At 59.0% G+C, this 24,612-nt stretch carries 25 protein-coding genes; 17 read left to right on the top strand and 8 right to left on the bottom strand.

Translation table 11 applies throughout. The features are described 5' to 3' along the window. Nucleotides 1-11: 11 nt before the first annotated feature. The 4 genes from hisG to ACMG4N_RS15310 all read left to right on the top strand — a co-directional run bounded on the left by hisG (nucleotide 12) and on the right by ACMG4N_RS15310 (nucleotide 5,232). Nucleotides 12-656 (top strand): ATP phosphoribosyltransferase, encoded by a 645-nt coding sequence (hisG, locus tag ACMG4N_RS15325; RefSeq protein WP_414432309.1) that lies wholly within the window; start codon nucleotides 12-14, stop codon nucleotides 654-656. Nucleotides 657-831: 175 nt separating this feature from the next. After that, nucleotides 832-2,142 (top strand): histidinol dehydrogenase, encoded by a 1,311-nt coding sequence (gene hisD, locus ACMG4N_RS15320; protein ID WP_414432307.1) that lies wholly within the window; start codon nucleotides 832-834, stop codon nucleotides 2,140-2,142. Between the two features lie 17 nt (nucleotides 2,143-2,159). Continuing rightward, a complete protein-coding gene (hisC, locus tag ACMG4N_RS15315) occupies nucleotides 2,160-3,233 on the top strand; it encodes a histidinol-phosphate transaminase (RefSeq protein ID WP_414432306.1) in 1,074 nt (357 codons plus the stop codon). 403 nt (nucleotides 3,234-3,636) lie between these two features. Continuing rightward, a complete protein-coding gene (locus ACMG4N_RS15310; RefSeq protein ID WP_414432305.1) occupies nucleotides 3,637-5,232 on the top strand; it encodes a DUF4139 domain-containing protein in 1,596 nt (531 codons plus the stop codon). Nucleotides 5,233-5,403: 171 nt separating this feature from the next. On the opposite strand, the gene ACMG4N_RS15305 is transcribed toward ACMG4N_RS15310, so the two are convergent. Further along, nucleotides 5,404-6,516 (bottom strand): S1C family serine protease, encoded by a 1,113-nt coding sequence (locus ACMG4N_RS15305; protein ID WP_414432304.1) that lies wholly within the window; start codon nucleotides 6,514-6,516, stop codon nucleotides 5,404-5,406. Nucleotides 6,517-6,639: 123 nt separating this feature from the next. Here ACMG4N_RS15305 and ACMG4N_RS15300 point away from each other — a divergent pair, with 123 nt between their 5' ends. Both ACMG4N_RS15300 and ACMG4N_RS15295 read left to right on the top strand, forming a co-directional pair. Beyond that, entirely contained in the window at nucleotides 6,640-7,395 is a 756-nt protein-coding gene (locus tag ACMG4N_RS15300) for a Nif3-like dinuclear metal center hexameric protein (protein WP_297767189.1), read from the top strand. 28 nt (nucleotides 7,396-7,423) lie between these two features. Beyond that, nucleotides 7,424-8,296, top strand: a complete 873-nt coding sequence (locus ACMG4N_RS15295; protein ID WP_414432302.1) for a diacylglycerol/lipid kinase family protein — start codon at nucleotides 7,424-7,426, stop codon at nucleotides 8,294-8,296. Between the two features lie 172 nt (nucleotides 8,297-8,468). Here ACMG4N_RS15295 and ACMG4N_RS15290 read toward each other — a convergent pair whose 3' ends face one another. Further along, nucleotides 8,469-8,999 (bottom strand): YhcB family protein, encoded by a 531-nt coding sequence (locus ACMG4N_RS15290; protein ID WP_414432300.1) that lies wholly within the window; start codon nucleotides 8,997-8,999, stop codon nucleotides 8,469-8,471. 168 nt (nucleotides 9,000-9,167) lie between these two features. Between ACMG4N_RS15290 and ACMG4N_RS15285 the strand changes: the two genes are divergently transcribed. From ACMG4N_RS15285 to ACMG4N_RS15270, 4 genes are all read left to right on the top strand, one after another. After that, nucleotides 9,168-9,803 carry an alpha/beta hydrolase gene (locus ACMG4N_RS15285; protein WP_297767183.1) on the top strand — a complete coding sequence of 212 codons (636 nt, stop codon included), beginning with the start codon at nucleotides 9,168-9,170 and terminating at the stop codon, nucleotides 9,801-9,803. Nucleotides 9,804-9,867: 64 nt separating this feature from the next. Next, on the top strand, nucleotides 9,868-10,950 hold the full coding sequence (gene zapE, locus ACMG4N_RS15280) for a cell division protein ZapE (protein ID WP_297767181.1): 1,083 nt from the start codon (nucleotides 9,868-9,870) through the stop codon (nucleotides 10,948-10,950). Between the two features lie 158 nt (nucleotides 10,951-11,108). Continuing rightward, nucleotides 11,109-12,254: an acyl-CoA dehydrogenase family protein gene (locus tag ACMG4N_RS15275; RefSeq protein WP_414432298.1), complete on the top strand. Its 1,146-nt coding sequence runs from the start codon at nucleotides 11,109-11,111 to the stop codon at nucleotides 12,252-12,254. A gap of 188 nt (nucleotides 12,255-12,442) precedes the next feature. Next, nucleotides 12,443-13,732 carry an OmpP1/FadL family transporter gene (locus ACMG4N_RS15270; RefSeq protein ID WP_414432297.1) on the top strand — a complete coding sequence of 430 codons (1,290 nt, stop codon included), beginning with the start codon at nucleotides 12,443-12,445 and terminating at the stop codon, nucleotides 13,730-13,732. 201 nt (nucleotides 13,733-13,933) lie between these two features. Here the strand turns inward: ACMG4N_RS15270 and ACMG4N_RS15265 are convergent, their stop codons facing one another. From ACMG4N_RS15265 to ACMG4N_RS15250, 4 genes are all read right to left on the bottom strand, one after another. Next, on the bottom strand, nucleotides 13,934-14,656 hold the full coding sequence (locus ACMG4N_RS15265) for an SGNH/GDSL hydrolase family protein (RefSeq protein ID WP_414432296.1): 723 nt from the start codon (nucleotides 14,654-14,656) through the stop codon (nucleotides 13,934-13,936). Between the two features lie 3 nt (nucleotides 14,657-14,659). Then, a complete protein-coding gene (locus ACMG4N_RS15260) occupies nucleotides 14,660-16,285 on the bottom strand; it encodes a phytoene desaturase family protein (protein ID WP_414432295.1) in 1,626 nt (541 codons plus the stop codon). Beyond that, on the bottom strand, nucleotides 16,282-16,893 hold the full coding sequence (locus tag ACMG4N_RS15255) for a TetR/AcrR family transcriptional regulator (RefSeq protein ID WP_414432294.1): 612 nt from the start codon (nucleotides 16,891-16,893) through the stop codon (nucleotides 16,282-16,284). Before ACMG4N_RS15255 ends, ACMG4N_RS15260 begins: the two co-directional genes overlap by 4 nt. Before the next feature lie 387 nt (nucleotides 16,894-17,280). Next, complete coding sequence (locus ACMG4N_RS15250; RefSeq protein ID WP_414432293.1) at nucleotides 17,281-18,318, bottom strand: aldo/keto reductase; 1,038 nt, start codon at nucleotides 18,316-18,318, stop codon at nucleotides 17,281-17,283. A 246-nt stretch (nucleotides 18,319-18,564) separates the two neighbouring features. Here ACMG4N_RS15250 and rplM point away from each other — a divergent pair, with 246 nt between their 5' ends. The 7 genes from rplM (at nucleotide 18,565) to ACMG4N_RS15215 (ending at nucleotide 23,268) form a co-directional block, all read left to right on the top strand. Next, complete coding sequence (gene rplM, locus ACMG4N_RS15245; RefSeq protein WP_297767167.1) at nucleotides 18,565-18,993, top strand: 50S ribosomal protein L13; 429 nt, start codon at nucleotides 18,565-18,567, stop codon at nucleotides 18,991-18,993. Nucleotides 18,994-19,004: 11 nt separating this feature from the next. Next, nucleotides 19,005-19,400 (top strand): 30S ribosomal protein S9, encoded by a 396-nt coding sequence (gene rpsI, locus ACMG4N_RS15240; RefSeq protein WP_062816707.1) that lies wholly within the window; start codon nucleotides 19,005-19,007, stop codon nucleotides 19,398-19,400. Between the two features lie 212 nt (nucleotides 19,401-19,612). After that, the gene (gene petA, locus ACMG4N_RS15235) at nucleotides 19,613-20,200 is read left to right on the top strand and encodes a ubiquinol-cytochrome c reductase iron-sulfur subunit (RefSeq protein WP_035248047.1); all 588 of its coding nucleotides are present in this window, start codon (nucleotides 19,613-19,615) and stop codon (nucleotides 20,198-20,200) included. 5 nt (nucleotides 20,201-20,205) lie between these two features. Next, a complete protein-coding gene (locus tag ACMG4N_RS15230; RefSeq protein WP_297767336.1) occupies nucleotides 20,206-21,480 on the top strand; it encodes a cytochrome b in 1,275 nt (424 codons plus the stop codon). Then, nucleotides 21,480-22,136 (top strand): cytochrome c1, encoded by a 657-nt coding sequence (locus ACMG4N_RS15225; RefSeq protein ID WP_297767163.1) that lies wholly within the window; start codon nucleotides 21,480-21,482, stop codon nucleotides 22,134-22,136. Before ACMG4N_RS15230 ends, ACMG4N_RS15225 begins: the two co-directional genes overlap by 1 nt. Nucleotides 22,137-22,228: 92 nt before the next feature. Continuing rightward, complete coding sequence (gene sspA / locus ACMG4N_RS15220; RefSeq protein ID WP_035248043.1) at nucleotides 22,229-22,867, top strand: stringent starvation protein SspA; 639 nt, start codon at nucleotides 22,229-22,231, stop codon at nucleotides 22,865-22,867. 2 nt (nucleotides 22,868-22,869) lie between these two features. Continuing rightward, nucleotides 22,870-23,268, top strand: coding sequence for a ClpXP protease specificity-enhancing factor (locus ACMG4N_RS15215; protein WP_297767160.1), 399 nt, complete (start codon nucleotides 22,870-22,872; stop codon nucleotides 23,266-23,268). A gap of 168 nt (nucleotides 23,269-23,436) precedes the next feature. Here the strand turns inward: ACMG4N_RS15215 and ACMG4N_RS15210 are convergent, their stop codons facing one another. Continuing rightward, nucleotides 23,437-24,024 (bottom strand): BON domain-containing protein, encoded by a 588-nt coding sequence (locus ACMG4N_RS15210; protein WP_297767158.1) that lies wholly within the window; start codon nucleotides 24,022-24,024, stop codon nucleotides 23,437-23,439. Continuing rightward, on the bottom strand, nucleotides 24,025-24,612 hold the full coding sequence (locus tag ACMG4N_RS15205; protein WP_007150375.1) for a phosphoheptose isomerase: 588 nt from the start codon (nucleotides 24,610-24,612) through the stop codon (nucleotides 24,025-24,027). It abuts the gene before it with no gap.

Raw genomic sequence — 24,612 nt, 5'->3', positions numbered from 1 at the left:
ACGAGAGCGTAATGACCAAGCCGTTGACCATCGCCCTGTCCAAGGGGCGCATCCTCAAGGAAACCCTGCCGCTGCTCAAAGCGGCGGGCATTGAACTGCTGGAAGATCCGGAAGCGTCACGCAAGCTGATCTTCGATACCACCCGCGATGATGTGAAAATCATCATTATTCGCGCCACCGACGTGCCTCCCTATGTGCAGCACGGTGCGGCGGATATCGGTGTGGCCGGCAAGGATGTGCTAATGGAGCATGGCGGCGACGGCGTGTTCGAGCCCCTGGATCTGGATATCGCTCGTTGCAAATTGATGGTAGCGGCGGTGAAGGATGCCCCGGATGTGGGCGGTCGCCTGCGTGTGGCCACCAAATTCGTCAATGTGGCCAAGGCCTACTACGCCCAGCAGGGCAAACAGGCAGAAGTGATCAAACTTTACGGTGCCATGGAGCTGGCTCCGCTGGTGGGGCTGGCCGACCGCATCGTGGATATCGTGGACACCGGCAACACCCTGCGCGCCAACGGTCTGGAGCCCACCGAACTGATCGCCCATATTTCCACCCGGGTGATCGTCAACCGTGCCAGCATGAAAACCCGACATGGGGATATTCAGGGAATCCTGGATCAGCTGGCCGAAGCGGTGGATGCCCGCAAGGTGGGCTAAACGCCTTTCACCACAGAGGTCGCAGTGCGCGCAGAATAAAAAGCCCACATTTTGGTGTGGCCTTGAGCAACAGGCGTTGTTGATCTCTGTGATAGAAAAAGACCCGCCTTCTCCTCACTGAACTCTGTGCCCTCTGTGGTAAAAACAGATTGTGACTTTGACAACGGTGCCAACCATGGAAACCACCTGGCTTAACGCCCAAGACGCGGATTTCGATGCCAAGCTGGCTGCGCTCACCGCCTGGTCCGAAGAACGGGACGAGGAAGTGGCGGACCGGGTGCGCGGCATTCTTCGTGATGTGGCCAAACGCGGCGATGCGGCGCTGGTGGAATACACCAACCGTTTTGATCGCCGTGACGTGGCCGCCATGAACGAACTGGTGGTGGCGCATGATCAGTTGCAGGCGGCTCTGGACCGTATTCCCGCCGAACAGCGCCAGGCCCTGGAGGCGGCCGCCGAACGGGTGCGTCGCTACCACGAAAAGCAGAAGCAGGATTCCTGGCAGTACCGGGAAGCCGACGGCACCCTGCTGGGCCAGCAAGTCACCCCGCTGGATCGGGCCGGTATCTACGTGCCCGGCGGCAAGGCCGCCTATCCCAGCTCGGTGCTGATGAATGCCCTGCCGGCCAAAGTGGCGGGCGTTGGCGAAATCATCATGGTGTCGCCGGCCCCGGACGGCGAGATCAACGACATGGTGCTGGCGGCGGCGGCCATAGCCGGCGTGGACAAACTGTTCACCCTGGGGGGCGCCCAGGCCGTAGCGGCACTGGCCTACGGCACCGAGACGGTGCCTGCGGTGGACAAGATCGTCGGTCCCGGCAATATCTATGTGGCGGAAGCCAAGCGTCAGGTGTTCGGCAAGGTAGGCATCGACATGATCGCCGGGCCGTCGGAAATTCTGGTGGTGTGCGATGGCAAGACCGACCCGGACTGGATCGCCATGGACCTGTTTTCCCAGGCAGAGCATGACGAGGAAGCCCAGGCCATCCTGGTCAGCCCTGATGGCGACTTCCTGCAACAGGTGGCCGAGTCCATGGAAAAACTGGCGGTGACCCTGGAGCGGGAAACCATCATCCGCACTTCCATGAAAAATCGCGGCGCCATGATTCAGGTGCAGGATCTGCAGCAGGCCATCGACCTGGCCAATACCATCGCCTCCGAGCACCTGGAGTTGTCCATCGACGACGCGGAACAGTGGGCAAAGCAGATTCGTCATGCCGGCGCCATCTTCCTGGGCCGTTACACGCCGGAAGCCCTGGGTGATTACTGCGCGGGCCCCAACCATGTGTTGCCCACCAGTGCCACGGCACGGTTTTCTTCACCCCTGGGTGTCTATGATTTCCAGAAGCGCAGCTCGTTGATCGGCTGTTCCCCGGAGGGCGCCAGCGAACTGGCAAAAATCGCCTCACCCCTGGCCCGCGGCGAAAGCCTTACCGCCCACGCGCGCAGTGCCGAGTATCGAATTAAGAAGGCGTCAGACGCCTGACGTCGGACGACAAGACTATGAGCAAATACTGGAGCGAATTCGTTCACCACCTGGAGCCCTACGTCCCCGGCGAGCAGCCGAAGATGGACAAGTTGGTGAAGCTGAATACCAATGAGCATCCGCTGGGCCCCTCGCCGAAGGTGATCGAGGCGATTCGTGCCGAGGCGGACGACCGTCTGCGTCTCTACCCGGACCCGGACAGCGGTCTGCTCAAGCAGGCCATTGCCGATTACTATTCCGGCAAAGGTCATGGCATCAAGCGCTCCCAGGTATTTGTTGGCAATGGTTCCGATGAAGTGCTGGCCCATCTGTTCATGGGTTTTTTCCGCCAGGACGAGCCGCTGCTGTTTCCGGACATTACCTACAGCTTCTATAAAGTCTATTGCGGCCTCTATCAGATTGATTATGACGCGGTGCCGCTGGACGAGACGTTGTCCATCGACGTGGAGGATTATCTGAGACCCAATGGCGGGATTATCTTCCCCAACCCCAATGCCCCCACCGGCAAGTTAATGCCGTTGAGCGATATTGAGCGTCTGTTGCAGGCCAACACGGAATCCCTGGTGGTAATTGATGAAGCCTACATCGACTTCGGTGGTGACACGGCGATCAGTCTGGTCAACCGTTACCCGAACCTTCTGGTCACCCAGACCCTGTCCAAGTCCCGTTCCCTGGCCGGTTTGCGTATTGGCCTGGCGGTCGGCGATGAGGCGTTGATCGATGGCCTCAATCGTATCAAGGACAGCTTCAATTCCTACCCGCTGGATCGCCTGGCCATTGCTGCCGGTGTGGCCGCTTTTGAAGATCAGCAGTGGTTCGAGAAAGGCTGTGATCAGGTAATCAGTCAGCGTGACTGGCTCAACGAGCAGCTTTCCCAGCGGGGCTTTGAAAGCCTGCCGTCAGCGGCCAACTTTCTCTTCACTTACCACCCGCAACACCGTGGTGCTTCCCTGGCCCAGGGCCTGCGCGAGCAGGGCATCATCGTGCGCCACTTCGGCAAACCCGAACGCATCGCCGACTACCTGCGTATTACCGTTGGCACCGCAGAGCAGAACCAGGCGTTGATTGACGTGCTGGACACGCTGCTCTGATTCTCGCCGCGGAAACTCTTTTCTCACCACAGAGGGCACCGAGCACACCGAGAAAAAGGCTGGCTCGGCTCCTGTGGTGAAAGCCTTTCGTGTAGGAGCGTCGCTGGCGGCGCGATCCCGCCGTTGATAAAACATCCATTACAGAATGCGTAGGGTGCACTGAGCCTAAGGCGAACTGCACCATTGCCCAACCATCCGGTGCAGTTCGCCCTAGGCTCAGTGCACCCTACGCGGGCCGCCGGGGTTTATCTTTTCCTCATTGAGCTCTGTGCCCTCTGTGGTAAAAAATCTTTTGCCACACAACGAGAGAGATCGCGCCAACCAGCGACGCAAGACTCCCCGCTTGAACCTTTCCCCATACCTGCGGTACTAACAGGTATCGTCCAACGGAAAGGCCCCGATAATGAAAAAAACGTTACTGCTCGCCTGCGCGCTGTTGCCGACGCCCCTCTTGGCGGCTGACTTCAATGTTACCGCCCCGGTGACCGAGGCGGTGCTGTTTCCCTCCCAGGCTCATCTTACTCGTACTCTCAGCCAGTCCTTGCCGGCCGGCGAGCATCAGCTTGTCATCAGTGGCTTGCCGGAGCTGGACCTGGATAGCCTGCAGGTGGCGGTGGAAGATGCGGTGTTGACCGGGGTGCGGCAGGGTTTTGCCATTACCGAGGCGGATGTGTCGACACGCCGGGCTGAACTGGATGCGGCCATCCGCGAACTGGAGCAGACCATGGCCGCCGCCAAGGCGGCGGATGCGTTGGACCAGCAACAGATCCACCATCTGCAATCGCTTATGGGACAAGCTCCCCAGGGGCAGGCCGTGTTTGCGCAGGTGCCGGTAGAAAAGTGGTCCAGCGCCTGGGAGTCCATTGGCAAGGCGGTGGAAACGCGTCAGGCGGCCATCAATCAGCGGGCGGTGGTTCGCCATGACCAGCAGCAAAAACTGGATGCCTTGCGTCAGCAGCGCCAGCAACTGGGCCAGGGGCAGACCCGTAGCCGTGAACTGGTGCTGGCCGTCAGCGCGGGCAAGGCCTCCGCAGCGATAGTGAAACTGCAGTATTTTACCCGCCAGGCCGGTTGGCAGAATCAGCTACGGGTGGATCTGAACAGCAGCAATGAAACCGTCGCGGTGACCGGGATTGCCCAGATCCAGAATCGTACCGGTGAGGATTGGCAGAATGTCAGCACGACCCTGGGCCTGGTGCCCGCCGGCTACCGTCACTTGCCAGACCCGCAGCCCTGGATCGTGCGGCTGGCAACCCCGCAACCGGAGCTGCGCAAACAGTCATTGCGTGCGGTGATGGCGGAGCCGGCGTATGAGGCCGACATGGTGAGTGCCAAGGCCATGCCAATGGCGCCGGCACCGGTGGCCCACGGCTTTGATATGCGCGTGCCGTTGTCGGCGCCGCTGTCCCTGGCCAGTGGCGACGCCAGTGCCCGGGTTCCCTATCAGCAGGCCGAGCTGCCGATGACGCTCAGCCGGGAAAGCTACCTCTGGCAGCAGCCTGCGGTGTTACTGGTTGGGGAGTGGAAGAACACCAGCCCGCTTCCCTGGCTGGCAGGCAGTGTCACGCTGCTGCGCGATGGCCAGCGCCTGACCCGTTATCACCGCCATGAGAGCATCAAGCAGGGTGAGCAGGTGAAGATGAGCTTCGGCGATGACCCGCGCCTGCAGATTGCCGTGGTCCGCGAGCCTTCCCGGGAAGGCGAGACCGGCCTGATCAGCAAGGAAAGCACCCTCTCGGCCCTGAAGAACATTACCCTCACCTCCCACTACGACAAGCCGATCACGGTGAACCTGCTGGACCGCCTGCCGGTGGCCGGCAACGACGACATTACCGTCACCGCCAAGGGCAAGGCTGCCGATGATCGCGATGTGGACGATGTGAAGGGCCTGCAACGCTGGCAATTCACCCTGTCCGCCGGCGGAGAGGAAAGCTTCAAGCAAGGCTTTGAGATACGTTATCCGGCGGGGGAAAGCTTGAGCGGGGTGGAAGGGCTTTGAAGGCAGTTAACAGTTAATAGTGAATAGTTAACAGCGACGCGTGCAGCGTTTGTCTGTCTTTGAAACGCAAGAGGCCGCGCCCATCGCTTGGGCGCGGCCTCTTGCGTTTCAGATCAAACCAGCGGGCTGTCGCGCCGCTGTTCACTGTTAACTATTCACTGTTCACTTTAGTCATTCTGTTTCCGCCGGCGGCCGTGTGCCAATCACCACATCTACGGTCAGCGGCTGGCGATTGCGGACGATGTTGAGGCTGACTTTCTCGTCCGGTTTCATGCCGGCGATACGGTTCATGGCTTCATAGCCGTCGGCCATGGCGGTGTCGTTGATGCCTACCAGGACGTCGCCGGGCTGCAGGCCGCCCTTGTGGGCGGGGCTGTCGATGACCACTTCGGTGATCACGCCGCCGCGCACCTGGTCCATGCCGAAGGTCTCGGCCAGGGACGGGGTAATATCCTGCACGGTGACGCCCAGATAACCGCGAATCACCCGACCATGGTCGATCAGGTCGCGCATCACTTCCCGGGCAATGGAGGCCGGGGTGGCGAAGCCGATGCCCTGCCAGCTGCCATCCGCAGAGAGAATGGCGGTATTGATGCCGATCAGGTGGCCGCGGGTGTCGATCAGGGCGCCGCCGGAGTTGCCGCGGTTGATGGCCGCGTCGGTCTGGATGAAATTCTCGAAGGTGGCAATGCCCAGGTGGCTGCGCCCGGTGGCACTGACAATGCCCATTGAGACGGTCTGACCCACGCCCAGCGGGTTACCGATGGCCAGCACCACATCGCCTACCTGCACCGGACCGTTGCCATTGAGTTCCACTTCCGGCAGGTCCTCCAGCGCCACATGGAGCAGCGCCAGATCGGTTTCCGGGTCAGTGCCCACCACCCGTGCCGGGGCGTCGCGGCCATCGCGCAGGGCCACCAGGATTTCGTCCGCATCGCGGATCACGTGATAACTGGTGAGGATATAACCCTCGTCGTCCACAATCACCCCGGAGCCCAGGCTGTTCAGCGCCCGTTCGCGGCGGGGTTCTTCCATGAAGCGGTTGAACAGTGGGTCTTCAGGCACATCCTCACTGGCGAGAATCTGGGTGGTGTAGATATTGACCACCGCCGGGGCGGAGTGATTGACCGCGCCGGCATAGCTGGCGGTACCGCTGTCATAGCGGCCGGGGCGGGAATTGGGGCCCCACTCGTACCACCACAGCACGGCCAGGCCCACGGCCAGGCCCGCCAGGATCGGTCCGGCAAAAAAACGAAAGGCTCTGATCACCGACAATGCCCCCATGCGCTTGCTTTGGCCCGTGCTATTGCCTGGTGCAGCCGACGAGACGGGGTGCGAACGAGACAAGCGCGGGTCTGGATAGGTAAACTGCGAGCAATATTATCAGATCATTGCCCGGTAGGTGTCATGCTCAAGCGCGATTACATGCTGACCTTGCTCGACCAGGAGCTGGCTGCGGATCACTTTCAGGATTACTGTCCCAATGGATTGCAGGTGGAAGGCCGCGAGCAGATCCGGCGGGTGGTCAGCGGGGTTACCGCCTGCCAGGCCTTGATTGATGCCGCAATCGTGGAAGAGGCGGACGCCATTCTGGTCCACCATGGCTACTTCTGGAAGGGCGAGAATCAGCGGGTGCGAGGCATGAAAAAACAACGCCTGCAGACGCTGTTGCGTCACGATATCAACCTGTTTGCCTATCATCTTCCCCTGGATGCGCACCCGACCCTGGGCAATAACGCCCAGCTCGCCCGGCGTCTGGGTTTCAGTGTGGAAGGGGGGCTGGACGATTCTCCGCGCCCCATCGGCAATGTGGGGCGGCTGGACAGCCCCATGTCAGCGGCGGAATTTGCCGCCCACGCGGAAGCGGTGCTCGGTCGCACCCCGCTGCACGTGGGGGACCCGGGCGATGAAATAGAAACCATCGGCTGGTGTACCGGCGGTGCCCAGGGCTTTATCGACAAGGCCCAGACCCGTGGTGTGGACGCCTACCTGAGTGGCGAGATTTCCGAACCCACCACACACTTTGCCCGGGAAACCGGCATGCATTATTTCGCCTGTGGTCATCATGCCACCGAACGCTACGGGGTCCAGGCCCTGGGGCAATGGCTCAATGAGCAGTTCGGAGTGGAACATATCTTTATCGATATCGATAATCCGGCCTGAAACAGGTTCTGAGGAACACCCTGATCCCATGAAGATTACTGTTGTATATAACCCGGCCGCCGGTGGCGGTCGGGAGAAACTGCTTTGCCGTTTTGTGGCCGAACTGGAAAAACAGGGTGCCCGCGTGCGTCTTTACCACACCCGTGGGCCTGGCGATGCCATTGAGTACCTGCAGGGCCTGGACGAGCAGGGCGACTGTGTGGTGGCGGTGGGCGGCGACGGCACCACCAACGAGGTGCTCAATGGTCTGGCTCCCGGTGTGGCCCTGGGCGTCTTTGCCACTGGCACTGCCAATGTGCTGGCAAAAGAGCTGCAGCTGCCCAGAACGCCGGAGCTGGCGGCTCAGATCGTCGTCAATGGCAAGAATGTGCCGGTGACGCCGGCCCGGCTCAACGGTCGGCGCTTCATCATGATGTGCGGCATCGGCTATGACGCCTGGGTGGTGAACGGGGTGAATCTGGCAGTGAAAGAGCGCTTCGGCAAGCTGGCCTATGTGCAGTCCATGCTCGCGCAGATCCGCCGTTACGGTCAGCGTCATTACCGGGTCATGGTGGATGGTCGTCCGCTGGACTGTTTTTCTGCCATTGTCACCAATGGTCGCCATTACGGCGGCAGCTTTGTGCTCAGCCGGGAAGCCAACATCCTGCGCCCTCAGGTACAGGTGTTGTTGTTTCAGAAGCCGGGCGTCAGCTTTCTGCTGCGTTGCCTGGCCGCGCTGTTGCTGGGGCGTATGGAGCGGGTGGATGGCGTTGCCAGTTTGCGGGCCCAGCGGGTGGATATTCGCTGCGAGGGCGCCGACGAACCGATCCAGGCCGATGGTGACCCGGCCGGCCAACTGCCGGCGGAGATAGTGATGGAAGATGAGCCGGTACCCATGCGGGTGGCGGACACGTTTCAGTAGTTCATTGTGAGGAGCCGCTGGGTAACCTGCCCGGTGAAACCCCGGCCAAGGTAATCAAAAAAGCCCGCGCAAGCGGGCTTTTTGATTCAGCGACGAGCGAAAACCGTAACCGAGTGATGCGGTAAGGTGCGTTCGGCGTGCCGCAGGAAGTCTGTTGTCTGTCAGTTTCCTCTCATTTCTTTTCTTCTGGCGGGCAACCCTGTTCGTCGCAGCCTTCCGCATAGTCACGAGGCGGCTCCACGATGTTGTCAGGTGCAGGGCTGTCTGCCACATCGACCGGTGTGAAAGGCCCGGTGGCTTTCTGTTGCAGGCCGAAATCCTCGGCGAGGGTGCCGCCTTTGGCGCTGGGGGCATAGTCCAGCGGCGGAGCCACCGGTTCATCGCTGCCTTTTTGCGGTGCGGAATCCAGTGATTTCGCCACCGCCCGTTTGCGACCGACTTCGGAGCACAGTGCCTGAGCGCCTTTGGAAAGGTGTTCGTGGACGGAGCGATAGGCCTGCGTCATGTCGTTGACCAGCTCTGCGGTGTGCAGGAAATGGTCATCCACCTGATCACGATAATGATTGAGGGCCTGGCGGGCCTCGTCGCGATCACGGATCAACTGGCCGGCCTGACGCCGTGCCGGTAACAACCAGAACAGTAATCCTGCGCCCACTACCACGCCGGCGGCGAAGCACAGCACCCCAGTTGTCAGCATATCCATGGCATACTCCTTCTGAATTCCAGCTATTCCAGCACAGTGCCGGGCAGTCGCCAAGGGTATAAGGTGTAAGAGACTGTTGATACTCTTGAAGTCCTTGATGCGGCGTAAGGTTTTGCGTCCGGGTGCAGCAGCTGGTCGGCAGGGCAAGAAAAGCGAGAGAGGTGAAATATGGCAGCACAACAGCGACAAAGTCTCTCCGGGCCGGCGGGCAATCTTGAGGCCGTGGTGGAGCAGGGTAGTGACACGCCTTCTTTTGTCGCCATTGTCTGCCATCCGCACCCCCTGTTTGGTGGCACCATGGATAACAAGGTGGTGACCAGCCTGAGTCGTTTGGCCCGGGACCAGGGCGCAGTGGTGGTGCGTTTCAACTTCCGCGGCGTTGGTGAAAGCCAGGGTGCTTATAGTGACGGTATCGGTGAAACCGAGGACTTGCTGGCGATACACAGCTGGCTGACTCATGCCTGGCCGGATCTGCCTCTGTGGCTTGCCGGCTTTTCCTTTGGCAGTTTTGTGGCCGCCCGTGGGGCGGAAATACTCAAGGCCAATGGCATGCCTGCCCGGGAGCTCTTGCTGGTGGCGCCGCCAGTGCACCACTACCCCTTTGATGCTATCGAGCAGAGCGGCTGCCCGGTGACTGTGGTCCAGGGGGACGATGATGAAGTGGTTCCGGCGGAGCAGGTGTTTCGCTGGGCGGAAACGACGCCCTTGGCGCCGGATTTGATTCGGTTCCCGGATTGCGGGCACTTCTTTCATGGCAAGCTGGTGGAGCTGAAAGAGGCCGCCGCCAGCCATTTGCCTGGCTGACAACCTTGTCAGTCCCCTTTGGCGACGCTACATTGCCCCGTCCGAGCAGCAGGCCCCGAGACCCATGACGCCTCTTGAGCAGTATAAAGCCGACCTTCAGCGCGAAGATTTCTTCCAGGACCCCGCCCAGGAAAGGGCGGTGGCAGAGCTGGATGAACTCTATCACCGGTTGCTGGCAGAGCCCGTCGGTGGTGGTTTTCTTTCCCGTTTCCGCAAGCCACGTACTCTTACGGGGCTGTACATGTGGGGTGGCGTCGGCCGCGGCAAGACCTACCTGATGGATGTGTTCTTCCAGGCGTTGCCGTTCAAGGAAAAGCGCCGCATGCACTTTCACCGTTTCATGCAGAAGGTGCACCGGGAAATGCGTGAGCGCCAGGGGGAGAAGAACCCGTTGGTGAGCATTGCCCGTAAATTTGCCAGTCAGGCCCGGGTGCTGTGCTTTGATGAGTTCTTCGTCACTGACATTACTGATGCCATGATCCTGGCCGGGCTGATGGGCGAGTTGTTTGCCAATGGCGTCACTCTGGTGGCGACGTCCAACATCGAGCCCGATGGCCTCTACAAGGATGGCCTGCAACGGGCGCGCTTCCTGCCGGCCATTGATCTGCTCAAGGAATACACCAAGGTGCTCAACGTGGACGGCGGCAATGACTACCGTCTGCGGCTACTGGAGCAGGCTGAGTTGTATCATTGTCCGCTGGGCAAGGCCGCTGATGCCTTTCTCCGCGAACGGTTTCATACCCTGGAACCGGATCATTCCCGTCACCGTGATCATGGCAATGTGCTGATCGAGGGCCGTAAGATCCCCTCGGTAATGTGCGCTGATGATGTGGTGTGGTTTGAATTCAAGGCTCTGTGTGATGGGCCGCGCAGCCAGACTGATTACATTGAAGTCGCACGGGAGTTTCATACCGTGCTGGTGTCCAATGTGGAGCAGATGGGCGCTGGCAAGGATGACATGGCCCGGCGTTTCATCAATCTGGTGGATGAGTTCTACGATCGGGCTGTGAAGCTGGTGATTACCGCAGAAGTGCCCATCGAAGATATCTATGCCGGCGGCCGCCTGGACTTCGAGTTCGAGCGCACCCGTTCCCGCCTTCAGGAAATGCAGTCCTCCGAGTATCTCGGTCGCGAGCACCGGGCCTGAGACCGCTATCGTCATTGGCCGGAATTGTCATCGCTGCCCGGCGGTGAACATTTCGGTCATTGCCCGATAGCAGGTTAAGTGAACAGAATGGGGCATTCTTTGCCCCGGCCGAGCCCGGTATCGGGGCCACCCCTGATAACCTGATACCGGAGAGCTTGATGATTCCCCGTACGCTGTTCAGTTCCGACCATGAAACCTTCCGCGATACCGTTCGCAAATTTCTCGAAAACGAGGCGGTGCCTCACCATGAGGAATGGGAACACACCGGTGTTGTGCCGAAAGACGTCTGGCTGAAGGCGGGTGAGCAGGGTTTCCTGTGCCCCATGGTGAGTGAAGAGTACGGCGGCATCGGTGCCGACTTTCTCTACAGTGTGGTGATTGGTGAGGAAGTGTCCCGTCTTGGCCTGACTGGTATCGGTTGGGGTTTGCATACGGAAATCGTAGCCCCCTACATCGAGCACAACGGCTCTGAAGCCCTGAAGCAGAAATACTTGCCGAAAATGGTGACGGGTGAGGTGATTGGTGCCATCGCCATGACCGAACCGGGTGCCGGTTCTGATCTGCAGGGCGTGAAGACGTCCGCCGTGAAAGAGGGCGATCACTACATCCTCAACGGTTCCAAAACCTTTATTACCAACGGCCAGAACGCGGATATCGTCATCGTTGTGGCGAAGACCGATCCGTCCAAAGGTGCCAAGGGTATCAGCCTGTTCGTGGTGGAAACCGACTCTGAAGGCTTTGAGAAGGGCACCAACCTGAAGAAAGTGGGCATGAAGGCCCAGGACACCTCCGAGCTGTTCTTCCAGGACGTGAAAGTACCGGCGGAGAATCTTCTGGGTGAGGAAGGCATGGGCTTTGTCTACCTGATGCAGGAGCTGCCGCAGGAGCGTCTGGGGATTGCCATCGGTGGTCTGGCCATGGCGGAATCCGCGCTGGAACATACCATCAATTATGTAAAAGAACGTAAAGCATTTGGCAAGCCAGTCGCCGCGTTCCAGAACACCCAGTTCAAGATCGCCGAGATGCACACCAAACTGGAAGTGGCCCGCGCCTACGTGGATCGCTGTCTGGAGCTGCACCTGAAAAAGGAACTGGATATTCCCACCGCTGCGGCGGCCAAGTATTACATCACTGATTTGCAGTGCGAAGTAATCGACGAGTGCGTGCAGTTGCATGGTGGTTATGGCTACATGTGGGAATACCCGGTAGCGCGCATGTTTGCAGATTCACGCGTACAGCGGATCTATGGCGGCACCAATGAGATCATGAAAACGATTATTGCCAAGGCAGTTCTGGCTGACTGAAGCCGGTGGCATGATCGCAAATAAAAAAAGGCAGCATTCGCTGCCTTTTTTTTTATTTTCTCTTTCTAATACGAAAGGCTGAGTGAACGGGATTCCTTGCGTGTATCGCGGCCTATTGTGTATAAGTGGATTGCTGTTCTTTTAATCATTTCGACAGCACTACTTTGCGAGGAAGAGGGAGAGAAATCATGAAAAAAACAGGTGCCGTTCTTGTCGGTTCCGCATTGAGCCTGGTTGCCGGGCACGCGGCGGCAAGTGGCTTTTCCGTGTCCTATCAATCCGTGTCCGCTCTGGGTACCGCCTATGCCGGTGCCGGTGTGCTGAGCGAGAACGCCTCTAACCAATGGTACAACCCGGCTACCCTGGCAGGGCTGAAACAGGCAGAGCTTTCTGCTGCGGTTCATCAGGTGTGGGTCGATACGACGTTTGAAGCTGATAATGACGGCAGCTTTGCAGGTTTGATTCCCCAGTCAGGCGTTGGGCCTGGTGATTTCGAAGACGTGGAACCTTTTGTCGGTAGTCTTTTTCTGGCTGTCCCGCTCAGTGACATGATGACTTTCGGTTTGGGCGTGAATGCTCCATTTGGAACCAAGATTGAGTATGAGCAAAACTGGGGCAACAGTTACCTGACGCCTCTGGGTCCCATTACTGCAGGGGATCTTTACTCAACAGAATCAGATCTTAGAACGTATAATATTAATCCGTCACTTGGTGTTCAGCTGACAGATTCCCTGAGTGTTGGGCTGGGCCTGAGTTACCAGCGACTGGATGCGGATATTCGCAACGCCGCGACGCGTCTTGAAGGTGACGATGATAGCTACGGCTGGAATCTCGGACTGAAATACAGCCCTGATGACAATAACCACTTCGGTGTCGCCTATCGTTCCAAAATTGAATATGACGTAGAAGGTGATATCACTTTCAGTCAGCTCGGTGCCAACTTGACCAATTTCCAGGCAGGTGCGCCAGTTGTCGCGGCTGGAACCTATGAAGGCGAGGCTTCCATTGATTTGCCGGCATCGCTGCAACTGTCCTATGCGGGCGACCTCTCTGATCGTACTCAAATCCTGATGGGTGTTGAATGGATGGAGTGGAGTAGCCTGGATCAGTTGGTGGTAGAGAGCGATCAGCTTGCTTTCAACCCGACCGAAAATTTCGACTGGGAAAACACCGTGCGTTATTCCCTTGGCGTCCGTCACGCCATGAATGAGACCACAGTGCTGCGTGCCGGTGTGGCGCAGGAAGAATCTACTCAGGGGACTGATAACCGCTCGGCCATCTCTCCGGATTCCGATCGCGTCTGGCTGACTCTGGGCGCCGGGTTCACCCCGGTGGAGAATATGACCATCGACGTGGGTTATGCGCATATCTTTGTGGAAGATGCGGATATCAACCGGGCTGACAAAGGCGCTCAGCTGAAAGGGACCTACGAACTGGATGCGGATGTAATTGGCGCGCAGCTCAGCTACCGCTTCTGATCCCTTGCCACGTTCCAACAGAAAAGGCCCTGCTAGCAGGGCCTTTTTTTATGTTCGCTATACACTCGGATGAGGGCGGTAAAACCTTTCCGGCAATGTAGGGTGGATTAGCCGCAGGCGTAATCCGCCATGTTTGCATTTCATATCAAGGCTGCCGATAAAAGGTGGATTACGCCTTAGGCTGATTCACCCTGCGCCACCCTACGTTTCTTTCCATGTCAGCAGTTTTGCGGCAATGGCCGGTGCCAGCGCGGTAGCCATGGCCTGATACCCCTTGATGCCGGGGTGGTAGCCGTCTTCGGCCAGCAGGGCCGGGTCGTTCATTGGCGGATAGCTCAGATAGATAAAGTCATCAGGATGCTCCCGGGCCAGTTGCTGCTGGATGGCATCCAGTTGTTTGGCCCGCCAGCCCAGCAGCTGGCGCAGGGGGGAGGGCAGGGCGGTAAAGCGGTGCATGGGGGGCACGCTGAGCAGGTAGAGCGGCTTTGACAGTCCGCCAGCGAGTATCCGTAGTTGCTCGCGGTAACGTCGTCTGGATGTCAGGCCGGTGGTGTCATTGACGCCCATGCTGAGCAGAGTGGCATCCACCGCCGGCAGCTCGGCGGTTTTCAGGTGATCAAGCAGACCGCTCAAACGGGTGCCGTTAATGCCATGGCTGTGCCAGCCAATGGTGTGCCGGCTTTGCTGCTGTAACTGCCGGGCCAGTTGGCTGGCCAGGCCATCTTGATGATGCGCCACGCCTACCCCGGCCGCGGTGGATTCGCCAATCACCAGCAACCGTAGTGCCGGCTCGCCGTCACCGTACTGGCCGTGCGGCTCACCGCCGGCCTCTGGCAGGCGCGGGGTGGTGCGGCGGGTCTGTTTTCCCTGCCACACCAGTAGCGGTGCGAGCAGGGTGACACTGAGCCAGAAGGGCAGGTGCATGCATTACCCCACAAACATTTTCTTGGCCAGCGGCAGGCCTTTCAGGCCGCTCACGGCAACGGTGGTGAGCAGGCCGCCGATCATGGCGCCGACCACGCCGCAGGTCATGATGTCCTGGCCGGTCAGGTAGAGGCCGGGGAGGCGGGTCTTGGGTTTCAGCCAGTCCTGCTCAAACCGTTCGGGCGTGTGGTCCAACCCGTAGATCTCGCCGGTGCTGTAGCGGCAGAAATAGTCCGTGGACAGCGGCGTGGACAGTTCGTAGTAATCCACCTTGCCGCGCAGATGGGGCATTTTTTCATAGAGCTTTTCCAGCAGACGCTGGGCATAGGCTTCCTTCTTTGCCTCGTAATCCTCCCCGCGTTTGCCCCAGGGCTTGTCTGCCCAGTCCTGATACCACTCGAACGGCCCCGGTGCCACGATTTCGATGGTGGCCCGGCCCGGGTAGCGCTCTGCGAAGCTGGGGTCCTTGGCGGAGGGAAAGGAAATATAGGTGAGCGGAATATCGTGGCTGTCCGGGGCGGCGAGAAAATTCTCAACCTGACCACGGTAATCCGCTCCCGGGTAAATCCAGAAGTTGGTTTTCGGTAGCGCCAGGTTATCCGCCGTGTCCTGCAGGCCGATATACAGACAGACGCTGGCCATGGAGCGTTGCACCTGGCCCAGTTTGTTCTGGTAGAACGCCTTGTGGGGCGCGTGATCCGGCAGTAGTGGGCCGAAGGTATTGAAGACCCCGGCGTTGCTGATTACGGCGGGGGCGTGGATGGCGTGGCCGTCGGCCATGCGCACGCCCACTGCCTTGCCGTTTTCGACCAGGATCTCTTTCACGTCCGCATAGGTGAAGACTTCGCCACCGCCTTGCTGGATCACCGGAATAATGGTCTTGGCCATTTCCGAGGCGCCGCCCACCGGGTAATAGCCGCCGTAGAGGTAATGCCGGGCGATCAGGGCGTGGATGATAAAGCTGGAATCATCGGGCACCAGGCCATTGTCGCCCCACTGGCCGGTGAGGGCGGCGATCAGTTCCTGGTTGCCAGTCAGGGTTTCCAGGACGTCCCGGGTGGTGCGGTTAAGAAAGGCGGGGGCCTTGCGGCGGGCCAGATACCGGAACGGGCCGGCCAGCAGGTTTGGCAGTACCTTGGCCAGGGTGACCCCGGGCATGGCCTTGGCCACCTGGGAGAGATAATCCAGATAGCGGTCGATGGCCTGCACTTCGCCGGGAAACTGGCTTTTCAGTTCCTTGGCAAAGGCCTCAGGCCCGGCGACCAGATCGATCTGGCGATCGCCGATGAACAGGCGGTCGTAGTGATCGTCCATGGCCGCCCATTGCAGTTTGCTGTCAGTGACGTAATCGAACAGGCGGCGAGCCAGGGTGTGTTTGGCGCCCATATCGCCGATGTAATGCACGCCCACATCCCATTCGTAGCCGTTGCGGTCATAGCTGTGGGTGAAGCCGCCGGCGGTATAGTGCTGCTCCAGCACAATAACCTTCTTGCCCAGTTTGCTCAGGCAGGCGGCGGCGGTCAGGCCGCCGATACCGGAGCCGATGACGATGGCGTCATAGGGGCCGTCCAGCCGGTTGGCCCGGTAACGTCGGCCAACGCGGATTGTGCTCGGTGTGGGGTTGCTCATGGGGTGGGCTCCTTGCTGGAACGTTCAATGCTGCCATCCAGCAGCAGGGCGGTGATGCCCGCTGCCAGTTGCGGTTCGGTGTCAGGGCCGGGCAGGTGGCCGTCGATGGTCAGTTGCGACAGCCCGTGCACCAGGGACCAGGCGGCGGCGGTAAGCAGGGCCAGGGGAGCGGCTTTCAGGTAACCGCGTTGCTGGCCGTTTGCCACGGTGTCTTCCAGTACCTGGAATGCCGCCAGCCCGGCCTGATCCAGTCGCGGGTGAGCGCCGCGCGGCAACACTCGCCCGCCGAACATGAGCCGGTAGAGGTTAGGTTCCTCCCGGGCGAAGGCCACGTAGGCCAGGCCGATGCCGATCAGGGCGCTGCGGCTGTCTTGCTGGTCCACGGCCAGCAAATGCTCACGCAGGGTCTGGAAACCGCTGATGGCCAGTTCGGCCAGCAGGCTTTCCCGGTCGGCATAGTGGCGATACAGCGCCGGCGTGCTGACGCCGATCTGCCTGGCCAGGGCGCGCAGGCTGATAGCGCTGTCGCCCTGCTCACGAACAATGGCCAGGGCCTGCTCGTGGGCCTGCTGATAAAGGTCGCCGTGGTGGTATGCCGTGCGTGCCATGGTTTCTCATTTGCTGAAGTTAACGCCGTTAACATTGCATGAGCAAGACTGTATCGTCAACGGTTCTATGCGGATCGCTTGGTAGCTCTGGAGCTGTTGTAGGAACGGAGCGTAGCGGAGTAACGCACGTATTTCCGTGCGGCCCGAAGGGTGAGCGAAGCGAATAACACTTCTCGAGGCGCGAACCACGCGCCAGCGTGGAAATCGCCCGCAGGACGATCAGGGATGTCAGCGCTCGACAGGTTTCTGGAAGAACAGGGTTTTTGAAAGGGCTGTCGCCTCGCTGCGCTCGGTTCGTCCCCAGGATGGGAACTCCTACAGTCGAGGGTAAGGCCTTCAGGTGTGACGCACCGCGCCCGGGCATTGGGCGCGGCGGCTTGCCTGATATCAGGGGGCCGGGTAGGGGAAGCGGGCGTGGATAGCCTCCAGGGCTTTTTCCAGGTCCCGGTCCCAGGGCAGGTCCACGCTCTTCAGGTTTTCCTCCAGCTGAGACAGGCTGGTGGCGCCGATGATATTGCTGGCAACGAAGGGGCGGGTTGTTACGAACTGCAATGCCAGCTGGGTCGGGCTCAGGCCGCGTTCCTCTGCCAGCTGACAATAGGCCTCGGTGGCAGCGCTGGCCTGGTCGTTGGTGTAGCGGCTGAATTGTTTGACCTCTGTCAGCCGGGCACCTTTGGGCCATTGGTTGTTGCGGTATTTGCCGGTCAGCATGCCGAAGGCCAGGGGCGAGTAGGCGAGCAGGCTGACGGCTTCTCGATGCGCGATTTCTGCCAGACCCACTTCGAAACTGCGGTTGAGCAGGGAGTAGGGGTTCTGGATGCTGGCCGGCGGGGCCAGGCCAATCTTTTCGGCTTCACGCAGAAAGGTCATGGTGCCCCAGGGGGTTTCGTTGGAAAGACCCCAGTGGCGGATCTTGCCCGCCTCTACCAGTTCCTTGAGGGCGGCCACCGTTTCGCCGATGGCGATGCCGTCCTCGCCGTCACGATGCTTGTAGCCCAGCCGACCAAAGTAGTTGGTAGTGCGTTCCGGCCAGTGCAGCTGATAAAGGTCGATCACATCGGTCTGCAGGCGCTTGAGGCTGCCTTCTACGGCACTTTGCAGGCTGGGGCGGTCGAAACGCGGGCCGCCGCGTATATGCTTTACATAGTCGCCGGGGCCGGCGGCCTTGGTGGCCAGGACCACCTTGTTGCGGTTGCCGGTGCGGGCGAACCACTCGCCAATGATGGTTTCTGTGCGGAATGAGGTGTTCGGGCTGGCCGGCACCGCGTACATCTCCGCGGTATCAAAAAAATTGATGCCGTGATCCAGCGCCATGTCCATCTGGGCATGGCCTTCATCTGCAGTGTTCTGGCTTCCCCAGGTCATGGTACCCAGGCACAGGCTGCTGATGTTGAGGTCAGTGCGTCCAAGACGGCGGTATTCCATGGTGTACTCCTTGCAAAGGGGCCGGTAGGCACGGGTAGAATAGGCGCCAATCTCATCATGCTGCCTGTTGCGGCACAATGGTGGGAACTGACCTGCAGCCAGGCAGTAAACGACATGACAACAAAAGCCCCCGAACCGCTTGTGTTCTTTGGGGGGCTTGGGTAGAATTCGCGCTCTCTTGCCCGGCGGAACTGACGCCGGCGGGTGTTTGCTACCCGTAACATATTGAATTTAGGGCAGAATTCCATGAAGACCTACAGCGCAAAACCGGAAAGCGTAAAGCGCGACTGGTATGTGGTAGACGCCTCCGGCAAAACGCTGGGTCGGTTGGCGACCGAAGTCGCCAGCCGTCTGCGCGGTAAACACAAGCCGGAGTTTACTCCACACGTCGATACCGGTGATTACATCGTCGTAGTCAATGCCGATAAAGTGGCCGTTACCGGTAACAAGGCAAATGACAAGATGTACTACCGTCACACCGGTTACCCGGGTGGCCTGAAACAAGCCAACTTCTCCACTCTGCAGGCTGAAAAGCCTGAAATGATCATTGAGAAGGCGGTGAAGGGCATGTTGCCGCGTAACCCTCTGGGTCGCGCCATGTTCCGCAAACTGAAAGTTTACGCCGGTACTGAGCATCCTCACACCGCTCAGCAGCCGCAGCAGCTGGAAATTTAAGGGGTTAATTGATGGCAACTGTAGAAACCAACTACGGAACCGGTCGCCGCAAGACCTCTTCCGCTCGCGTTTTTCTGCGTCCGGGCAGCGGCAAGATTTCTGTGAATGGCCGCCCTCTGGATGTTTACTTTGGTCGTAAAACCAACCAGATGGTGGTTCGTCAGCCGCTGGAACTGATCGAAGTGAGCGACAAGTTTGACGTGCTGGTTACCGTAAGCGGTGGCGGCAACAACGGTCAGGCTGGCGCCATCCGTCACGGTATCACCCGTGCGCTGATGGAATATGACGGTGAGCTGCGTGGTCAGCTGCGTCGTGCCGGTTACGTAACCCGTGATGCGCGTGAAGTTGAGCGTAAAAAAGTGGGTCTGCGCAAGGCGCGTCGTCGTCCGCAGTTCTCCAAGCGTTAAGCTTTACAACAGCTGTTCACAAAAAAGCCCAGCAATGCTGGGCTTTTTTGTGTTCAAATCAGGCGTTTAGCGACTCTGGCCGGGGAATAACCGGTTGTCAGGTGTGGGCTTTTTCTTTACCATTTGCGCCGCCTTACTCCGCCCGGAGCGCGAGGTAGTACCTCGAGTCTCGGACTATTCCCGAGCGTGGGATCTAAGGGGAGAATAACTGAATGAGCAACGACGGCGTTAATACCAGCCGCCGCACCTTCTTGATCGGCTTGACCTCGGCTATTGGTGCCGCAGGTGCAGTTGGCGCGGCTGTTCCTTTTGTGAAATCCTGGCAACCCAGTGCCAAAGCCAAGAATGCCGGTGCGCCGGTAACGGTGGATATTGGCAAACTGGAGCCCGGTCAGCGTGTGGTTGAGGAATGGCGAGGCCAGCCCGTGTGGGTGGTGCGTCGTACCGACGATATGCTGCAAACCTTGCCTCAGCTGGAAAACAAGCTTAGTGACCCTGCGTCTGAAGCTGACCAGCAGCCTGCCTATGCGCAGAACGAGTGGCGCTCTATCAAGAAAGAGCTGCTGGTGCTGATTGGCACCTGTACCCATCTGGGGTGTTCGCCGTTGTATGAGGACGAGCCTACGGTGGAACTTGAGCACGGTGGTTTTTTCTGCCCCTGTCACGGTTCCAAGTTTGATCTGGCCGGTCGCGTCTACAAGGGCGTGCCCGCACCCACCAACCTGGTGGTGCCGCCGCACTCCTATCTGAGTGAAGGCGTCATCATTGTGGGTTCTGAAGAAGGGGAGACCGAGGCATGATGGGAATGGTGAATCGTGTTGTCGACTGGGTAGATGCCCGTCTGCCCGTGGTGGACGCTTACAAGCGCCACATGTCCGAATACTACGCCCCGAAGAACTTCAACTTCTGGTACTACTTCGGTGTGCTGTCCCTGGTGGTGCTGATCAACCAGCTGCTCACCGGTATCTGGCTGACCATGTTCTACTCCCCCAGCGAAGGTTTTGCGTCGGTGGAATACATCATGCGTGATGTGGAGTGGGGCTGGTTGATCCGTTACATGCACGCGGTAGGGGCGTCCGCCTTCTTCGCCGTGGTCTATATCCACATGTTCCGTGGTTTGATGTACGGCTCCTACAAGCCGCCGCGGGAACTGGTGTGGATCTTCGGTATGCTGATCTACCTGGCGCTGATGGCGGAAGGTTTCCTCGGCTATGTGCTGCCCTGGGGCAACATGTCCTACTGGGGCGCTCAGGTGATTATTTCTCTGGCTGGCGCCATTCCCTTTGATCTGCTGCCGTTTATCGATGCCGCAGAAGCGAAGGAAATCGGCGAGGGCCTGACTACCTGGGTGCGCGGTGACTATCTGCTGTCCACGGCGACGGTGAACAAGTTCTTCGCTCTGCACGTGGTGGCTATCCCCATCGTGTTGCTGGCTCTGGTGGTACTGCACATCCTGGCGCTCCACGAAGTGGGCTCCAACAACCCGGATGGCGTGGACATCAAGCAGAACAAGGACGAAAACGGTATCCCGGTAGATGGCATCCCGTTCCACCCCTACTACACCGTGAAGGACCTGCCCGGCGTGATCGTGTTCCTGATGATCTTTGCCGTGGTGATCTTCTTCTTCCCGGATGGCGGTGGCTACCTGCTGGAGAAGCCGAATTTTGAGCCGGCTAACCCGCTGAAAACGCCGGATCATATTGCTCCGGTATGGTATTACGGTCCTTACTACGCGATGTTGCGTGCCGCGACCCTGGATATCATCATGCCTGCCAAGGCCTGGGGCCTGGTGGCCATGGGTGGCGCTATCGTGATCCTGTTCGTGATCCCCTGGCTGGATCGCCACCCGGTTCGCTCCATCCGCTATCGTGGCTGGTTGAGTAAGCTGTTCATGACGATCTTCGTGTTGGACTTCCTGATGCTGGGTTATTTTGGTACTCAGCCGGCGACTCCTGCTAAGACCATGATGGCTCAGTTCGGTACGATCTATTACTTCAGCTACTTCCTGTTGATCATGCCGTTTGTCCACAAATTCGAAAAATCCAAGCCGGTTCCGGAACGGGTAACGGGGGGTCACTGATGAAGAAATTAGCGGTCGTTCTTTTCAGCTGCCTGCCGTTGGTCGCCTTCGCGGCCGGTGGTGGCAAGAGTGAGTATGAAGTGCCGGCACCGGTCAACCTGCAGGACAAGGTGAGCCTGCAGAATGGTGCCAAGCTGTTTGTAAACTACTGCATGGGCTGTCATGGTCTGCAGTATCAGCGCTACAGCCGACTGGCTGAAGATCTGGAGATTCCGGAAGAGCTGGTGCAGGAAAAGCTGAATTTCACCACCGACAAGGTGGGTGATCAGATGCGTACTGCCATGGCTTCGGAAGATGCCAAGGCCTGGTTCGGCAATGCACCGCCGGATCTCACCATGGTGACCCGTTATCGTTCAGAGGATTGGGTGTATTCCTACCTGATCAACTTCTACGAAGACGAATCTCGTCCCTTCGGTTACAACAACCGGGTGTTCGAGAACGTGGGCATGCCTCATGTGATGGCAAGCCTGGAAGAAGAGCTGAGCGAAGACGAGTTCAAGCAGGAAATGGGTGATCTGACCAATTTCCTGGCTTACACCGCGGAGCCGGTTCGTCCCTTGCGTGAGCGTCTGGGCGTGTATGTTCTGGTGTTCCTGGGCATTCTTCTTGTCCCGGCATACCTGCTCAAGAAGGAATACTGGAAAGACGTGCACTAACGATTAGTGCCCCTTTTCAGCGTTGAACAGGGTATCCGTGTAAGCGGTTACCCTGTTTCTGTTATAGCTATTTGTGCGGAGATGATTCGACCATGGGTGTGGTGACCAAGCGTTCTTCAATGACTTTCTTTTCTTCCCCGGAAGATCATTACAGCCATCGCGTGCGTATCGTGCTGGCGGAAAAAGGGGTCACAGTCGATATCGTTGATGTGGACAATAACAGCAAGCCGGAAGATCTGGCATCGCTGAACCCTTACAACGAAGTGCCTACCCTGGTAGACCGTGAACTGACCCTGTATCAGTCTACGGTCATCATGGAATATCTGGATGAGCGTTTCCCGCATCCGCCGTTGCTGCCCGTTTATCCGGTAGCTCGTGCCCACAGCCGTTTGCTGATCCATCGGGTTGAGCGTGACTGGTGTGGCCATGTTGATGCGATTCTGGCCGGTGAAGAAAAAGAAGCCAGCTTGAACAAGCGTCGCAAGGAGCTGCGTGAAGCGATTATTGCCACCGCGCCGATCTTCAGCGAGCTGCCGTACTTCATGAGCGAAGAGTTCACCCTGGTGGACTGTGTGGTGGGCCCGATTTTGTGGCGGTTGCCTGCCCTGGGTATCGAGCTGCCGGCGAAGCAGGTCAAGCCGCTGCTGGATTATGCCGAGCGTCTGTTCGACCGTGATGCCTTCCAGGCCAGCCTGACCGATGCCGAGCGCGAACTGCGCAACCCGCTGTAATCATGTCTGATATGTCCCCCAATCGCCCGTATCTGATACGGGCGATCCACGAGTGGATCTGTGATAACGGCCTGACCACCCACCTGGCGGTGAATACCTCCTATCCCGGTGTGGAAGTGCCCCAGGACTTTGTTCAGGACGGTCAGATCGTCCTCAATATTGCGCCGCGGGCAGTGACGCAGTTTATTGCCGGGAATGACGAGATTACCTTCTCTGCTCGTTTCGGCGGCATGCCCATGACCATCCGGGTGCCGGTGAACGCGGTGGTAGCGGTTTTTGCCCGTGAAAACGGCCAGGGTATGGCCTTCGATCCGGCAGAGACGCCTCCCGAGCCGACGCCCCCGGAACCGGAAAAGGACGACAGCAAGGGAAAGGTCAGCCACTTGAAGGTGGTTAAATAAAAAAACCGGCGAAAGCCGGTTTTTTTTAGCTACGCGCTAGAAGCTAGAAGCTAGAAAAACCGCACCCTTTGGGCGCGGTTTTTTGTTTTGGGCGGGGTAGCGCGGGCTCGGCGTTCCGATTGGGGAGGGCCTTTCTTCGAGTTGCAGCTTGTCGCTTGCAGCTGCTCTTTAGTCGATATACTCAATAATCTTTACGATCTTCTGCACGCCGTAGACTTTCTGCACCTGTTCGACGACCGCATCGGCCTCTGCGCGAGTCAGCAGGCCCATCAGGTAGACCACACCGTTTTCTGTCACCACCTTGGTGCGCCAGCCGGGGGCTTCGCCGTTGATCAGCAGGCGGCTTTTCACCTTGCTGGTCAACCAGGTGTCATTGGTGCGTGCCAGAAAGGAATTGGACCCCACTACCTGCAGTTCGTTGTGCACATGGCGAACATGGCGGACCTTCTCGGCAATATTTCCGGCCTGGGTCTTCAGGTCTTCGTTGGCTACCTGGCCGGCAAGCAGGACGTTGCCGTTGTAGCTCACCGCCACAATGCGTGACTCGTCCAGCTCGGCACTGGCCCGGGCCAGATTCACGGCGACCTTGCGTTCAATATTGCCGTCCTCGACAAAGGCGCCGAAGGTGCGTTTGCCGTGATTCTGGTCGACGGGATCATCGGACATGCCCTTGGACAGGGAGACACAACCGGTGCTGGTAACCAGCATCAAAAACAGAGTCAGAATGCTGCTCAAGCGGGTGAAGCGTGCGGCCATTTACTGGCCTCCAAACAGTTGCTGATCGATGTAATCGCACAGGGAGTGAATCACCAGCAGGTGAACTTCCTGAATACGAGCAGTGGAGGTAGCTGGCACCCGGATCTCGATGTCGTTGGGGCCATACAGGTTGACCATCTCGCCGCCTTCCTTGCCGGTCATGGCGACAACACGCATTTCCCGGTCGTGAGCGGCCTGTATAGCCTGTATCACGTTGGCAGAGTTGCCGCTGGTGGAGATGGCCAGCAGGATATCGCCGCTGCCGCCCAGGGCGCGGACCTGCTTGGAAAAGATTTCGTTATAGCTGTAATCGTTGGCGATGGAGGTGAGTGTAGAGGAATCCGTGGTCAGCGCGATCGCGGGCAATGCCGGACGCTCCATCTCGAAGCGATTGAGCAACTCGGAAGAAAAGTGCTGGGCATCGCCGGCGGAGCCGCCGTTACCACAGGTGAGAATCTTGCCGCCGTTGAGCAGGCATTCCACCATGGCCTGACCGGCCGCTTCGATGACGGTGGGCAGGACTTCGCCGGCCTTGGCTTTGGTTTCGATGCTTTCGGCAAATAATTGCCGGATACGGTCCACGCTCAT

The organism is Alcanivorax sp. IL2 (assembly GCF_047495475.1).
Taxonomy (GTDB): domain Bacteria; phylum Pseudomonadota; class Gammaproteobacteria; order Pseudomonadales; family Alcanivoracaceae; genus Alcanivorax.
The sequence above is the reverse complement of the archived record's forward strand: the minus strand, read 5'-3'. Positions and strand labels throughout refer to the sequence as shown.

Excerpts from the sequence above, each read along its gene's own strand:
- hisG (WP_414432309.1), top strand. The coding sequence starts at position 12 with ATGACCAAGCCGTTGACCATCGCCCTGTCCAAGGGGCGCATCCTCAAG.
- hisD (WP_414432307.1), top strand. The coding sequence starts at position 832 with ATGGAAACCACCTGGCTTAACGCCCAAGACGCGGATTTCGATGCCAAG.
- hisC (WP_414432306.1), top strand. The coding sequence starts at position 2,160 with ATGAGCAAATACTGGAGCGAATTCGTTCACCACCTGGAGCCCTACGTC.
- ACMG4N_RS15310 (WP_414432305.1), top strand. The coding sequence starts at position 3,637 with ATGAAAAAAACGTTACTGCTCGCCTGCGCGCTGTTGCCGACGCCCCTC.
- ACMG4N_RS15305 (WP_414432304.1), bottom strand. The coding sequence starts at position 6,516 with ATGGGGGCATTGTCGGTGATCAGAGCCTTTCGTTTTTTTGCCGGACCG.
- ACMG4N_RS15300 (WP_297767189.1), top strand. The coding sequence starts at position 6,640 with ATGCTCAAGCGCGATTACATGCTGACCTTGCTCGACCAGGAGCTGGCT.
- ACMG4N_RS15295 (WP_414432302.1), top strand. The coding sequence starts at position 7,424 with ATGAAGATTACTGTTGTATATAACCCGGCCGCCGGTGGCGGTCGGGAG.
- ACMG4N_RS15290 (WP_414432300.1), bottom strand. The coding sequence starts at position 8,999 with ATGGATATGCTGACAACTGGGGTGCTGTGCTTCGCCGCCGGCGTGGTA.
- ACMG4N_RS15285 (WP_297767183.1), top strand. The coding sequence starts at position 9,168 with ATGGCAGCACAACAGCGACAAAGTCTCTCCGGGCCGGCGGGCAATCTT.
- zapE (WP_297767181.1), top strand. The coding sequence starts at position 9,868 with ATGACGCCTCTTGAGCAGTATAAAGCCGACCTTCAGCGCGAAGATTTC.
- ACMG4N_RS15275 (WP_414432298.1), top strand. The coding sequence starts at position 11,109 with ATGATTCCCCGTACGCTGTTCAGTTCCGACCATGAAACCTTCCGCGAT.
- ACMG4N_RS15270 (WP_414432297.1), top strand. The coding sequence starts at position 12,443 with ATGAAAAAAACAGGTGCCGTTCTTGTCGGTTCCGCATTGAGCCTGGTT.
- ACMG4N_RS15265 (WP_414432296.1), bottom strand. The coding sequence starts at position 14,656 with ATGCACCTGCCCTTCTGGCTCAGTGTCACCCTGCTCGCACCGCTACTG.
- ACMG4N_RS15260 (WP_414432295.1), bottom strand. The coding sequence starts at position 16,285 with ATGAGCAACCCCACACCGAGCACAATCCGCGTTGGCCGACGTTACCGG.
- ACMG4N_RS15255 (WP_414432294.1), bottom strand. The coding sequence starts at position 16,893 with ATGGCACGCACGGCATACCACCACGGCGACCTTTATCAGCAGGCCCAC.
- ACMG4N_RS15250 (WP_414432293.1), bottom strand. The coding sequence starts at position 18,318 with ATGGAATACCGCCGTCTTGGACGCACTGACCTCAACATCAGCAGCCTG.
- rplM (WP_297767167.1), top strand. The coding sequence starts at position 18,565 with ATGAAGACCTACAGCGCAAAACCGGAAAGCGTAAAGCGCGACTGGTAT.
- rpsI (WP_062816707.1), top strand. The coding sequence starts at position 19,005 with ATGGCAACTGTAGAAACCAACTACGGAACCGGTCGCCGCAAGACCTCT.
- petA (WP_035248047.1), top strand. The coding sequence starts at position 19,613 with ATGAGCAACGACGGCGTTAATACCAGCCGCCGCACCTTCTTGATCGGC.
- ACMG4N_RS15230 (WP_297767336.1), top strand. The coding sequence starts at position 20,206 with ATGGTGAATCGTGTTGTCGACTGGGTAGATGCCCGTCTGCCCGTGGTG.
- ACMG4N_RS15225 (WP_297767163.1), top strand. The coding sequence starts at position 21,480 with ATGAAGAAATTAGCGGTCGTTCTTTTCAGCTGCCTGCCGTTGGTCGCC.
- sspA (WP_035248043.1), top strand. The coding sequence starts at position 22,229 with ATGGGTGTGGTGACCAAGCGTTCTTCAATGACTTTCTTTTCTTCCCCG.
- ACMG4N_RS15215 (WP_297767160.1), top strand. The coding sequence starts at position 22,870 with ATGTCTGATATGTCCCCCAATCGCCCGTATCTGATACGGGCGATCCAC.
- ACMG4N_RS15210 (WP_297767158.1), bottom strand. The coding sequence starts at position 24,024 with ATGGCCGCACGCTTCACCCGCTTGAGCAGCATTCTGACTCTGTTTTTG.
- ACMG4N_RS15205 (WP_007150375.1), bottom strand. The coding sequence starts at position 24,612 with ATGAGCGTGGACCGTATCCGGCAATTATTTGCCGAAAGCATCGAAACC.